This window comes from Pseudomonas sp. X4 (assembly GCF_040784925.1).
Lineage (GTDB): Bacteria > Pseudomonadota > Gammaproteobacteria > Pseudomonadales > Pseudomonadaceae > Aquipseudomonas > Aquipseudomonas putida_Z.
In genome coordinates this window covers 2377080-2389797 of sequence record NZ_CP160798.1, presented here as the reverse complement: position 1 = coordinate 2389797, position 12718 = coordinate 2377080, and the positions used below count along the sequence as shown (strand labels likewise).

At 58.8% G+C, this 12718-nt stretch carries 11 protein-coding genes; 7 read left to right on the top strand and 4 right to left on the bottom strand.

Translation table 11 applies throughout. The features are described 5' to 3' along the window. Positions 1-7 precede the first annotated feature (7 nt). The 4 genes from ABX298_RS10530 to ABX298_RS10515 form a co-directional block, all read right to left on the bottom strand. Positions 8-1123 (bottom strand): copper resistance protein B, encoded by a 1116-nt coding sequence (locus tag ABX298_RS10530; protein WP_012316929.1) that lies wholly within the window; start codon positions 1121-1123, stop codon positions 8-10. Then, positions 1113-1436, bottom strand: a complete 324-nt coding sequence (locus tag ABX298_RS10525) for a hypothetical protein (protein WP_125924299.1) — start codon at positions 1434-1436, stop codon at positions 1113-1115. Before ABX298_RS10525 ends, ABX298_RS10530 begins: the two co-directional genes overlap by 11 nt. 14 nt (positions 1437-1450) lie before the next feature. After that, the gene (locus ABX298_RS10520) at positions 1451-3268 is read right to left on the bottom strand and encodes a copper resistance system multicopper oxidase (protein ID WP_125924298.1); all 1818 of its coding nucleotides are present in this window, start codon (positions 3266-3268) and stop codon (positions 1451-1453) included. Positions 3269-3449: 181 nt separating this feature from the next. Further along, positions 3450-3656: a co-regulatory protein PtrA N-terminal domain-containing protein gene (locus ABX298_RS10515; protein WP_012316926.1), complete on the bottom strand. Its 207-nt coding sequence runs from the start codon at positions 3654-3656 to the stop codon at positions 3450-3452. Positions 3657-3821: 165 nt separating this feature from the next. Here ABX298_RS10515 and ABX298_RS10510 point away from each other — a divergent pair, with 165 nt between their 5' ends. The 7 genes from ABX298_RS10510 to ABX298_RS10480 all read left to right on the top strand — a co-directional run bounded on the left by ABX298_RS10510 (position 3822) and on the right by ABX298_RS10480 (position 12582). Further along, a complete protein-coding gene (locus ABX298_RS10510) occupies positions 3822-4499 on the top strand; it encodes a heavy metal response regulator transcription factor (protein ID WP_012316925.1) in 678 nt (225 codons plus the stop codon). Beyond that, entirely contained in the window at positions 4499-5899 is a 1401-nt protein-coding gene (locus ABX298_RS10505) for a heavy metal sensor histidine kinase (protein ID WP_023048570.1), read from the top strand. The genes ABX298_RS10510 and ABX298_RS10505 overlap by 1 nt, the downstream gene beginning before the upstream one ends. Positions 5900-5935: 36 nt before the next feature. Next, the gene (locus tag ABX298_RS10500) at positions 5936-6283 is read left to right on the top strand and encodes a hypothetical protein (protein WP_023048569.1); all 348 of its coding nucleotides are present in this window, start codon (positions 5936-5938) and stop codon (positions 6281-6283) included. Positions 6284-6369: 86 nt separating this feature from the next. Beyond that, entirely contained in the window at positions 6370-7620 is a 1251-nt protein-coding gene (locus ABX298_RS10495) for a TolC family protein (RefSeq protein ID WP_023048568.1), read from the top strand. Next, complete coding sequence (locus ABX298_RS10490; RefSeq protein ID WP_023048567.1) at positions 7617-9077, top strand: efflux RND transporter periplasmic adaptor subunit; 1461 nt, start codon at positions 7617-7619, stop codon at positions 9075-9077. Before ABX298_RS10495 ends, ABX298_RS10490 begins: the two co-directional genes overlap by 4 nt. After that, positions 9074-12232, top strand: coding sequence for an efflux RND transporter permease subunit (locus tag ABX298_RS10485; RefSeq protein ID WP_023048566.1), 3159 nt, complete (start codon positions 9074-9076; stop codon positions 12230-12232). The genes ABX298_RS10490 and ABX298_RS10485 overlap by 4 nt, the downstream gene beginning before the upstream one ends. Beyond that, the gene (locus ABX298_RS10480; RefSeq protein WP_023048565.1) at positions 12229-12582 is read left to right on the top strand and encodes a copper-binding protein; all 354 of its coding nucleotides are present in this window, start codon (positions 12229-12231) and stop codon (positions 12580-12582) included. Before ABX298_RS10485 ends, ABX298_RS10480 begins: the two co-directional genes overlap by 4 nt. The last annotated feature ends 136 nt before the right edge of the window (positions 12583-12718 follow it).

Genomic DNA, 12718 nt, shown 5'->3' with positions numbered 1-12718 from the left:
GGAATTCTCAGAACCACATCCGGATACCGGCAACGAAGCGTGCCTCATCAACATCTCCACCCTCGTCTCGGATGAAGTCAGCGGTGTTGCCGTAGGAGCGGCTCCAGGTAACGCCTATGTATGGAGCAAACTGGCGGACAATTTCATACCGTAGGCGCAGCCCGACTTCGGTATTGGCAAGGCCCGAGCCAACGCCGCGCTCAGGATCGTTCTTGCCATAGAAATTGACCTCGGCCGTGGGCTGCAAAATCAAGCGATTGGTCAGCAGGATGTCGTATTCGCCCTCAAGACGCGCAGCAGTCTGACCGTTCTCGCCTATAAACGCCGTGGCTTCGGCCTCGAAGTCATACAGAGCCATGCCCTGAATACCAAAGGCTGCCCAGGTCTGTGGGGATTCCGGTTTGAAATCCTGGCGGACCCCGGCGACCACATCCCACCAAGGGCTGACCGAGCGCCCGTACAGGAGTTGCAGCTCAGCATCTTCGGTTACCCCATTGGTGCGCTCGCCTTCCGAACGAACCCAGAGGCGATTAATGTCGCCGCCTATCCAGCCTGATGCGTCCCAGGCCAGGGTGCTGCCCTCATCGGCGTCCTGGTATTCGAGCTGGTCCAACAGGAAGAAGCTGTTGATTCCGCTGTCGTGCACTTGGTGGCCACCCAGGGGCGGAAAGGCCGACTCGCGATCCGCATCAGTGAGCACTGGAATCGGCGTGCGGCTCGTCGTGGTCGGAGAAGTCGCTGAGCTATGGTTCATCTGGGAATGGTCCATGCCCTTCATAGAGCCGTGATCCATGCCCTGCATGTTTCCATGGTTCATTTTGCTGTGGTCCATCTTGTTGTGGTCCACCGGGCTGGATTTACTCTTGCTTTGAGCATGCCCCATCTGGCTGTGATCAACAGGGGCAGGCTTTTTCTGCTGTTTGCCCATCCCCATCTTGCTGTGATCCATCGCCGGCATCGATTCGGATGGAGCAGCATCCATTTGCATGGAGCCGTGCCCCATTTTCGAATGATCCATGCCCGAGTGATCCATTTCTTCAGCAGCGAAGCTGGGCGTTACGCCCAGCATGCTGATCGAAACGGTCAGAGCCAGCAGCGAAGGCCGCCCGAGGCTATTGGCCATCTTTCCCTGCCTTAGCTTTGTCGCTGCCATGCGATTTCATCATTTTGTCGTGGTCCATGCCTTCCATCGAGCCATGGTCCATTCCCTTCATCGAGCCGTGGTCCATACCTTCCATGGAACCATGGTCCATGCCTTCATGGTTCATCCCCCGGCCCTGCTTGTCCTGCGAGCCTTTGGCTTTGCCGGCCTCTGTGGTTTTCTGGGAATGCTGATCATGATTGTCGCTGGACCACGACGACGGGGCATAAACAGCCAGAATGCCTACCATCGCAGCAGAAAGGAAAAAGGCGCTTCGTTTCATTGGTTTGCTCATCTCAAATCTCCAGTTCATTCGTCCACACGTACTTCTCGGAACATGCCCATTTCCATGTGGAACAGTAGGTGACAGTGATAGGCCCAACGTCCCAAGGCATCTGCGGTGACGCGATAGCTTCGTTTTGAGCCAGGTGGCATGTCGATGGTGTGCTTGCGAACCATGAAGTTGCCGTTCTCGTCCTCCAGATCACTCCACATACCGTGGAGGTGGATGGGGTGAGTCATCATGGTGTCGTTGACCAAGGTGATGCGAAGACGCTCGCCATATTTCAACCGCAGCGGTTCAGCGTCGGAGAATTTGATACCGTCGAACGACCACGCGAACTTCTCCATGTGGCCGGTAAGGTGCAGTTCGATTGTCCGTCCAGGCTCTCGACCATCGGGATCGATGAAGGTGCTCCGCAGATCGGCGTACGTCAGCACTCGACGCCCGTTGTTGCGTAGGCCAATTCCCGGATCGTTCAGCTTTGGCGTTGGCGACATAGTCTGCATATCGACCAGTGGGTTGTTGGTCTCGGAAGCCGGATGGCTTTGCATTGCGCCGCTCATGCCGGCCATGCCTTCATTGCCCATCCCAGTCATCTTGCTGTGGTCCATACCGGCCATGCTGCCGTGGTCCATTCCAGCCATCTTGCTGTGATCCATGCCGGCCATGCTGCCCTGGTCCATGCCAGCCATGCTGCCATGATCCATTCCGCCCATGCTGCCGTGGTCCATGCCCATATCGCTCATGGCGATGATCGGGCGTGGATCTACCGCCGGTACGGGCGCTTGCAAGCCTTCGCGAACTGCCAGGGTGCCTCGGGAATACCCGGTACGGTCCATGGATTGCGCGAAAATCGTATAGGCCTGTTCGTTTTCAGGCTCGACGATGACATCGTAGGTTTCAGCAACGGCGATCCGGAACTCATCGACCGATACGGGTTTGACGTACTGGCCGTCGGCAGCCACAACCGTCATCTTGAGCCCAGGAATCCGGACATCGAAATAGGTCATGGCCGAGCCGTTGATGAATCGCAGGCGGATCTTCTCGCCGGGCTTGAAGATACCCGTCCAGTTGCCGTTCGGAGCTTGGCCGTTCATGAGGTAGGTGTAGGTATACCCGCTCACATCTGCGAGGTCGGTGGGGCTCATCTTCATTTCAGCCCACATCTTCCGATCCGCTACAGCGGCCGACCAGCCTTTCTCGCTCACGTCGTCAACGAAGTCGCTGACCGTGCGCTTGTGGAAGTTGTAATAGTCGGACTGCTTCTTGAGTTTGGAGAGCACCCGCGCCGGGTCCTCATCCGTCCAATCGCTGAGCATGACGACGTAATCGCGGTCATATACAAACGGCTCGGGATCCTTAGCATCGATCACCAGTGCGCCATAGACCCCAGACTGCTCTTGGAGGCCTGAGTGGCTGTGATACCAGTAAGTGCCGTTCTGATGGACCTTGAACTTGTATTCGTACATGCCATCGGGAGCGATGCCGTGAAAGCTCAAGCCCGGCACACCGTCCATATTGGCGGGCAGGATTATGCCGTGCCAGTGAATGGAGGTGTCCTGTTTCAACTGGTTGCGTACGCGCAGCGTCACGGTGTCGCCTTCGCGCCATCGCAGGATCGGCCCTGGCACGGAGCCGTTGATGGCCATGGCCGTACGAGCTGCCCCCGTAATGTTGACGGGCAGTTCACCGATATACAGGTCGAATTCATTGCCGCTGAGCACGTTCGGTTGGCCAGGGCTGGTCACAGCCCAGACCGGCGCGCGCCACATGCCGAGCCCACCCAGAAGTCCGGTAGCGGCCAGGCCTTTGACGAATGATCGTCTCGTGGTTTTGCTTTGCATGCCGTTGCGTCCAGTCAGGTAGATCGCTGATATCCAGGCTGCTCGATGGCGCAGCCCTTGGGTTCGTTGGAGCTCTCACCAGTCTCGTAGACTTTCGCTACTGCGCGAGGCTGATGAGAGGCCGTAGTCTGAAACTGCCATAGTTCAGATTCCGGAGTGATTACATTTCTGTAAGCTCGGATCAGCAGCTCTCGTGGCCGACATGCTTGCTGGACTGTGCGGCGACCGGCGGCTGCTCTTTCTCCTGCTGCGCAACCTGATAGGCCTGCATGGAGTTTTGGCGAGCCGCTTCCATCCGCGCAAAGGTCCGGTCCGCGCCGCCCTCTGCCAGGGCGATGCCTGCCATGCCGAAGGTAACGACCACCACAATTGCTTTGACCATGTTCATCTGGAGATCCTCAGTGGGTTCTGCGCCTCATGGCGTCAGGTACAGGGTCAAATTAGCCTCGCGGTGCTGTCAGAAAACTGATCGCGACATTACTTTTCCGTCAGCTTCTGGTTGGGCGTCTTTTTTCCTGCAAACTGGAGATGCACTCCGCGTGGATGAGAGCAGATGAAATTACTCGTAGCCGAAGATGAGCCGAAAACCGGTGTCTACCTCCAGCAAGGCCTAACAGAGGCTGGCTTCACTGTAGACCGGGTGATGACAGGCACTGACGCCCTGCAACAGGCGCAGAGCGAAGCGTATGACTTGCTGATCTTGGACGTAATGATGCCGGGGCTCGATGGCTGGGAGGTCCTGCGCAAGATCCGGGCAGCGGGGAAAGACGTGCCGGTCCTCTTTCTCACGGCCCGTGATGGCGTAGATGATCGCGTTAAAGGCTTGGAGCTGGGTGCTGATGACTACCTTGTGAAGCCCTTTGCGTTCTCTGAGCTGTTGGCTCGGGTCCGCACACTGCTGCGCAGAGGCAACGGTGGTTCTGCTCAAACCACCATGAAGATGGCGGACCTTGAGGTTGACCTGCTCAAGCGCCGGGCTACGCGAAACGGCAAGCGGATCGACCTTACTGCCAAGGAGTTTGCCCTTTTGGAGCTGCTCATGCGCCGACGCGGGGAGGTGCTCCCCAAGTCGCTGATCGCTTCTCAGGTCTGGGACATGAACTTCGACAGTGACACCAACGTGATCGAGGTCGCGATTCGCCGACTGCGGGCCAAGATTGATGACGACTTCGCGCCAAAGCTCATCCATACCGCCCGAGGCATGGGCTACATGATGGATGTGGCAGAGTGATGCGCCCGCAATCATCGCTCGTCAAGCGACTGACCCTGATGTTCATGTTCGCGGTGACTGCTGTCTTGGTCGTTGCCGGCGTGGCTTTCTACGGGCTCAGCCAGCACCATTTCCGGATGCTGGATGAGCAGGCGCTCTCCGAAAAGCTGGAGTCAACGCGTCATATTCTGTCCATTTCAGCAGCGCGAGGCGAGCTCGGCGATCAGGAGCAGCAGCTGCGGGCATTGCTCGGCGCACATCAGGATCTTTCGGCGAAAATCACCAAGGCTGACGGAACGACCCTTTTTTCAGACTCCAAAGCCTCCCAAATTCCTCAGCGGTTCGAGCAGGCGCGCCAGGGTGCGGTCTGGGAGTGGCAGGATGAATCGCAGAACTTCCGCGGTATCACCGCCCAGATGACCATCGCGGGCGAAACGGAACCGGTGACGGCCGTGCTGATGCTCGATGTCACCACTCACGCGCATTTCTTTGTCACCCTGCAATGGTGGTTCGGCATCGGCTTGGTGATCAGCGCGATTGTGAGCGCAGGCTTGGGCTGGGTCGTTGCCAAGAGTGGGCTTCGGCCTGTCGGGCAAATCACCAAAGTGGCCACCGGGATGTCGGCAAGATCGCTCCGCGAGCGCATTCCGCTGGAGCCCGTACCGCTAGAGCTTCAGGAGCTCATCCTGTCTTTCAACGGGATGCTGGGACGGTTGGAGGATGCATTCGTTCGGTTGTCCAACTTCTCTGCCGATATCGCTCATGAGTTGAGAACGCCGGTCAGCAACCTACTTACCCATACCGAAGTGGTGCTCACCAAGAAGCGTGACCTGGATGCCTATGAGGAAAACCTCTATTCGAACCTTGAAGACCTCAAGCGCATGTCGCGCATGATCGACGACATGCTTTTCCTCGCGAAGGCGGATAACGGTCTGATCGTGCCTGAGCAGATTGATGTGGAGCTCTCCGAACTCGTATCCAAGCTGTTCGAGTACTACCAGTTTCTGGCTGAGGATCAAGGCATCCAGCTGACCCTCCAAGGTCGTGGCAAGGTTCGTGGCGATCTCTTGATGATTGACCGAGCGCTTTCCAACCTTTTATCGAACGCGTTGCGCTACACCCCGGAAGGCAACGAGATATCAGTGCAGATCGAGCAAACACGTGAAAACGTGACGTTGTCCATACGTAACAGCGGAGTAACCATCGATCCTCAGCACATTGGCAAGATCTTCGACCGGTTCTATCGGGCTGATCCAGCCAGACGCGAAGGCGGACCAAGCAATGCAGGCCTGGGCCTGTCGATAACACGCTCCATCATCGAGGCTCACAGCGGACGAATTTGGTGTACTTCAGCGGAGGGATTCACAACTTTTTACATCAGCCTTCCAGCCTCCAAGCGGTTGTTTGGTGAAGCCTCTTAATGCTGAATTCATCCCGGTAACCTATATTCGCCCATCATGAAACGCTTCATTCGACTGCTCACCATCCTGATGCTTATCGTGGCGCTTCCGCTTAACGGGATGGCGGGCATCGATTCGGCGACTGAACCTTGCCCAATGCAGACCATGGGCATGGAAATGATGGCGGGCATGGACCATGACTGCTGCCAGGACCAAGAGCCGGGCAAGACTGGTGACCATGCCAAATCCTGCAAGGTAGGCCAGGAGTGCAGAACTGCCAGCACAGTGCAGCTCAGCTTCCTGACGCCTGGACTGACCTATGCCAAGCCACGACCTGCCGATACCTACGCTGTAGGCATAGCAACAGGTTCTCCCCCCGATCCATGGCGTCCTCCCCGCGTCTGACTCCCTCTTAATTTCACACCATCGTTCTGCCTAGCAGCGGGCCGATGGCACGCGCCTGGGCGCTGATCTTTCGAGGAATCATTCTCATGACTCCCCAACGTTTTCAGGGACGAACTCCCACTGCCGTCCTTTTCATACTGCTGCCGGCTGTCTCAGCACAGGCGACAACGCTGCCGCTGGATGAAGCGCTGCAACTGGCTGAACGCAACGCTCCCTCTCTACAAGCCCGCCAAGAGCAGGCATCAGCTGCGCGCAACTTGGTCATTCCAGCGGGCGAACTACCCGATCCGCGCCTGAATCTTGGAGTACAAAACCTGCCGATTGAAGGCGCTGATCGCTGGAGCTTGAACAGAGACTTCATGACCATGCAGGTGGTTGGCCTGTCCCAGGACGTACCGAACCGGGACAAACGTAAAGCTCGCGTAGAGACAGCTCAGGCCACGGTCGAGCGAGCCGATGCTGAGGCGGTCTTCGAGCGCCTGAAGATTCGAGCGGCAACCGCGCAGGCTTGGGTTAATGCGTACACCGTGCAGCGAAAACTTGAACAGTTCGACGCTTTCTACAAAGAAAACCAGCTGCTGGCTTCTACGGTGCGGGCGCGCCTGGCCGGTGGCGCAGGCTCGACGACCGATACGCTGGCTCCGAAACAGGAATTGGCGCAGCTGGACGAGCAGAAGGATGTTTTATTGAGTCAGGCAGCTCAAGCGCGATCCGCGCTGAAGCGCTGGATTGGGCAGGACGCCGAAGTAGGGGCGCCGACGTTCCCACTCTGGCCTGTAGACGCAGCTGAATACCTGCACTCCGTACATGCCCACCCGGAGCTCAATACCTACAACGCCATGACACGCGAGGCGCAAGCCCAGGTACACCAGGCCCAGGCAGAAAAGAAGTCGGATTGGTCTTGGGGGGTGGATTATCAGCGTCGTGGCCCGGACTTCAGCAACATGGTCAGCTTGCAAGTCAGCTTCCAGCTGCCGTTGTTCACCGGCTCCCGGCAAGACCCGATGATTGCGGCACGACGCGCGCAAGTTCGTCAGTTGGAGGATGAGCAGGATGCAGCCCTGCGCGAGCATCAAGCCCAGCTTGAAACAGACCTTGCCGAGTACCAACGTTTGCAGCGGGCGGTGCGGCGCAGTCGCGAGACGCTTCTACCTCTGGCCGAGGACCGGGTACGCCTCGCTCTGGCGGACTACCGCGCCGGTAAGTCGCCGTTGAGTGAAGTGCTGTCGGCACGTCGGCAACGCGTGGAAGCGCTGTTACAGGATGTGGATCTGCAAGGACAGTTGGCTGCAACAGCAGCGCGTCTGCATTTCGTATATGGAGAGGTGCGGGCATGAGGAATAGGTCGATTGGGTTGGTTGTGGCTGCTGCCCTTGCTATTGGAGCAGGCGCGGGCTTCTGGCTAGGTGGACGGGGCACGGTTACCCCATCGCAGCCAGTAGGTGAGCAAAAAGCGCTGTATTGGTACGACCCGATGTATCCCCAGCAGCATTTCCCGGCACCCGGAAAGTCGCCGTTCATGGACATGCCGCTCGTGCCCAAGTATTCAGGCGAGACGGATGACAAGGGGCAGCCTGCGGTTCAGGTCTCGGCTGGGCTCCAGCAAAATCTCGGGATGCGATTGGCAACGGTGATGGCTGGCAGGCTTGAACGATCCCTGAGCGTGAGCGGCGTTCTGGCGTTCGACGAACGCGACTTCAGCGTGTTGCAGGCCCGTACTGGCGGTTACGTCGAACGCGTATATGGCCGGGCGGCGGGGGATATAGTTGCTAAAGGGGCTCCCCTAGCCGATGTGCTGACCCCGGAGTGGGCTGGTTTGCAGGAGGAATATCTGGCGTTGCGGCATTCCGGCGACGCTCAACTGACAGCGGCGGCACGACAGCGGCTCCTGCTCTCCGGCATGCCGGTCTACCTGATCAACCGGGTCGCGAGCACTGGAAAGGTACAGCTCTCGGTCACACTTTCCGCGCCCACTGCCGGTGTCATCCAGGTTCTCGATCTGCGACCCGGCATGACGCTGACGCCGGGGACTACCTTGGCAAGGATCAACGGAGTGGCCAACGTCTGGCTGGAAGCCGCTGTGCCAGAAGCCCAGGCTCAAGGCCTGCGCGAAGGCCAGCCTGTGCAAGCGCAATTGCCAGCTTTCCCAGGCGATCCGGTACCGGGCAAGTTGACCGCGCTGTTGGCTGATGCCGATTTGCAAAGCCGCACGTTGCGCCTGCGTATCGAGTTGCCCAACCCGGATGGACGGCTTCGTCCTGGGATGACCGCTCAAGTGGCTCTCAATCCCGGCGTGTCTGCCGAGCAGAGCCTCTTGGTGCCTGCCGAGGCGGTCATACGTACCGGCAAGCGGGATCTGGTGATGCTGGCTGAAGAAGGTGGTCGCTTCCGACCGGTGGAAGTCGTGTTGGGTCAGGAGAGCAAGGGGCAAGTTGCGGTGTTGCAGGGCCTTCAGGCAGGTCAGCGCATCGTAGCGTCGGGGCAATTCCTACTGGACTCCGAAGCTAATTTGAAAGGCATCGAAGCGGCGACGGCGCAAGACGCTCAGCCAAAAGCGGGGCCCGCCTTACATGAAGCGAACGGCCGTATCGTGCAGATAGACGGAGCCCAGCTCACCGTTGACCATGGTCCCTTCCTCACCCTGGGTATGCCTGGGATGACCATGACCTTCCCGGTGGCTGATCAGTCGCTCCTTGATGGCCTCAAGGTCGGTGCACAGATTCGCTTTGGGATACGCGAACGCGACGAGGGCATGGTGGTTGAGCAGATCAAAGTGTTGGAGGGCCAACCATGATTGCCAAACTGATCCGCTGGTCGGTAGGCAACCGGGTACTGGTGCTGCTCGCTACGCTGTTTCTGGTGGCATGGGGCTTCGTCTCGGTGCGCAGTCTGCCAATCGACGCCTTGCCCGACCTGTCGGATGTACAGGTGATCATCCGCACGTCCTACCCAGGTCAGGCTCCTCAGATCGTTGAGAATCAGGTGACCTATCCGCTGACCACGACAATGCTCTCGGTTCCGGAGGCCAAAACGGTACGCGGCTTCTCCGCCTTCGGTGACAGCTTCGTCTACGTGCTGTTCGAGGACGGCACCGATCTGTATTGGGCGCGCTCTCGGGTTCTTGAGTACCTGAGCCAGGCACAATCGCGATTACCTGCGGCAGCCAAGCCGGTACTCGGACCGGACGCCACCGGAGTCGGGTGGATTTTTCAGTATGCGCTGGTCGATCGCAACGGTGGCCATGACCTGTCGCAACTGCGCAGCCTGCAGGACTGGTTCCTGCGCTATGAGCTCAAGACCCTGCCGGATGTCGCTGAGGTGGCCACCATCGGCGGTATGGTCAAGCAATACCAAGTCCTCCTCGATCCGCTTCGCATGGCCAGCCTCGGTATCACCCAAGCTGAGGTGATAGAGGCTATAGGTAAGGCCAACCAGGAGACCGGCGGTGGTGTGCTGGAGCAAGGCGAAGCAGAATTCATGGTTCGTGCGGCCGGCTACCTAGGATCGCTGGACGATTTCAGAGCGATCCCTCTGCGACTGGCTACCAAGGGCGTGCCGGTGAACTTAGGCGATGTCGCTACGGTGCAGATAGGTCCGGAAGCCCGCAGAGGCATAGGTGAACTGGACGGCCTCGGTGAAGCCGTAGGTGGAGTGGTTATCCTGCGCAGCGGCAAGAATGCTCGTGAGGCCATCGCGCACGTCAAGGCCAAGCTCGAAACCCTGAAGAAAGGCCTGCCTGCCGGGGTGGAGCTTGTCACCGTCTACGACCGCAGCCAGCTGATCGACCGTGCTGTGGAGAACCTCAGTCACAAACTGGTCGAGGAGTTTGTGGTAGTGGCGTTGGTATGCGCAGCGTTTCTCTGGCACCTGCGCTCGTCGCTGGTGGCCATCGTGTCGCTGCCCGTGGGAATCCTGATTGCGCTGATCGTCATGCGTCATCAGGGCATCAACGCCAACATCATGTCCCTTGGCGGAATCGCTATTGCCATCGGTGCAATGGTGGACGCTGCCGTGGTCATGATCGAGAACGCCCACAAACGTGTAGAGGCCTGGCATGCCCAGCATCCTGGTCAACCTTTGCGGGGCGAAGCGCATTGGAACGTAATGACGGAGGCGGCCGTCGAGGTTGGACCAGCGCTGTTCTTCAGCCTCATGATCATCACGCTCTCGTTCATCCCGGTGTTCACGCTGCAAGCCCAGGAGGGCCGCCTCTTTGCCCCCCTGGCCTTTACCAAGACCTACGCGATGGCAGCGGCGGCTGCGCTATCGGTGACCCTGATACCGGTGCTGATGGGGTACTGGATCAGAGGGCCACTGCCTGCGGAACAGCGCAACCCGCTCAACCGGGGCCTCATCCGGCTGTACCGTCCGGCATTGGAGGTCGTCCTGCGCCGGCCCTTGCTTACCCTCGCTGGAGCATTGCTCATCCTGCTCAGCAGTCTGTGGCCCTTGAACCATCTGGGTGGCGAGTTTCTTCCCCCACTTGATGAAGGTGATCTGCTCTACATGCCTTCAGCCTTGCCTGGACTCTCCGCGCAGAAAGCTTCAGAGCTGTTGCAGCGAACGGATCGCTTGATTCGTACAGTCCCCGAGGTAGCCAGCGTCTTTGGTAAGGCCGGCCGCGCCGAATCGGCCACTGACCCTGCACCGCTGGAGATGTTCGAGACCACCGTGCGGCTCAAGCCCAAGAGTGAATGGCGTCCAGGTATGACCACTGAGAAGCTAATCGAAGAGCTTGACCGTATCGTGCGTGTGCCTGGGCTCACCAATATCTGGATTCCGCCTATCCGCAATCGGATTGACATGCTGGCCACCGGCATCAAGAGTCCGATCGGCGTCAAGGTTGCCGGCAGCGATCTGAACCAGATAGACCGGGCTACCCTTGCTGTAGAGCGGGCAGCGATAAAGGTGCCTGGAGTGACTTCGGCCCTGGCAGAGCGTTTGACTGGCGGTCGCTACATTGATTTGGACATCGACCGCCATGCCGCTGCGCGTTATGGCCTGAACATTACCGACGTACAGGCTATTGTAGCCGGTGCCATAGGTGGCGAAACCATTGGGGAAACGGTTGAAGGGTTAGCTCGCTTTCCCATTAGCGTGCGCTATCCACGTGAATGGCGTGATTCCGTGGAGGCGTTGCGTCAGCTGCCGATCTACACGTCGCAGGGGGGCCAGCTGACGCTTGGCACCGTGGCCCGCATACGTATTGCCGATGGCCCGCCCATGCTCAAGAGCGAAAATGCTCGCCCCTCGGGCTGGGTGTACGTCGATGTGCGCGGCAGAGACCTATCGTCTGTTGTGGCAGACCTGCGGCAGGTGATCGACACCGAGGTAAAGCTAGATCCGGGCATGAGCTTGAGTTACTCCGGGCAGTTCGAATACTTGGAGCGCGCTAACGCACGCCTGGCCTGGGTGGTGCCGGCGACGCTGGCCATCATCTTCGTGCTGCTCTACCTGACTTTTGGGCGCCTCGGTGAGGCGCTACTCATCATGGGCACGCTACCGTTCGCGCTAACCGGAGGCGTTTGGCTGCTGTACTTGCTGGGCTACAACCTGTCGGTGGCCACAGGCGTTGGTTTCATTGCCTTGGCCGGCGTAGCGGCGGAGTTTGGCGTGATTATGCTCATTTACCTGAATAACGCTTGGGCTGAGCGTCAGGCCAGTGGCGAAACCACACGAGCAGCGCTGCTCGGCGCAATCCGTGAGGGTGCGGTGCAGCGCATCAGACCCAAGGCAATGACCGTGGCGGTCATCGTTGCAGGCCTGCTGCCCATCCTCTGGAGCAGCGGTACCGGCAGCGAGGTCATGAGTCGCATCGCGGTGCCCATGGTCGGCGGCATGCTAACCGCTCCGTTGCTCTCCCTGTTTGTAATACCTGCGGCGTACTGGCTGATCCGTCGCCGCGAACTTACTGTCACTACCCCCAACCCCTCAGGAGAAAACCAATGAAAAAGCTAATCGTCATCGCAGCCCTGGTCACAGCTTTCGCCGCCAGTGTGCATGCCCAGGACATGGATGGTATGGACATGAAGAACATGCCAGCTTCCGCCGAAGGAGGCCAAGGCACCCAGGCGGCACCCACCGCGCATGCTGAAGGGGCAATAAAGGCGCTGGATCCTCAAAGCGGAAAAATCACATTGGCCCACGGCCCGGTAGCAGAGCTCAAATGGCCGGCGATGACCATGGGTTTCCATGCTGAGCCTGCACAGCTGAAGGGCTTGAACGTAGGAGACAAGGTGAAATTTGGGTTCCGTATGGAAGGAAGCGTCGCGAAGATCGTGAGCATTCATAAGCAGTGATGTTCCAGCCTTAAATGATCGGGCACGCCTTCACACCGAGAGGATTCGGACAAGCTTACAGAAATGTAATCAATCTTCAGGACCCCGTCAGGTCGAACGCTACATACCGTCATGAGACGGTGCACTGGCATCAAAT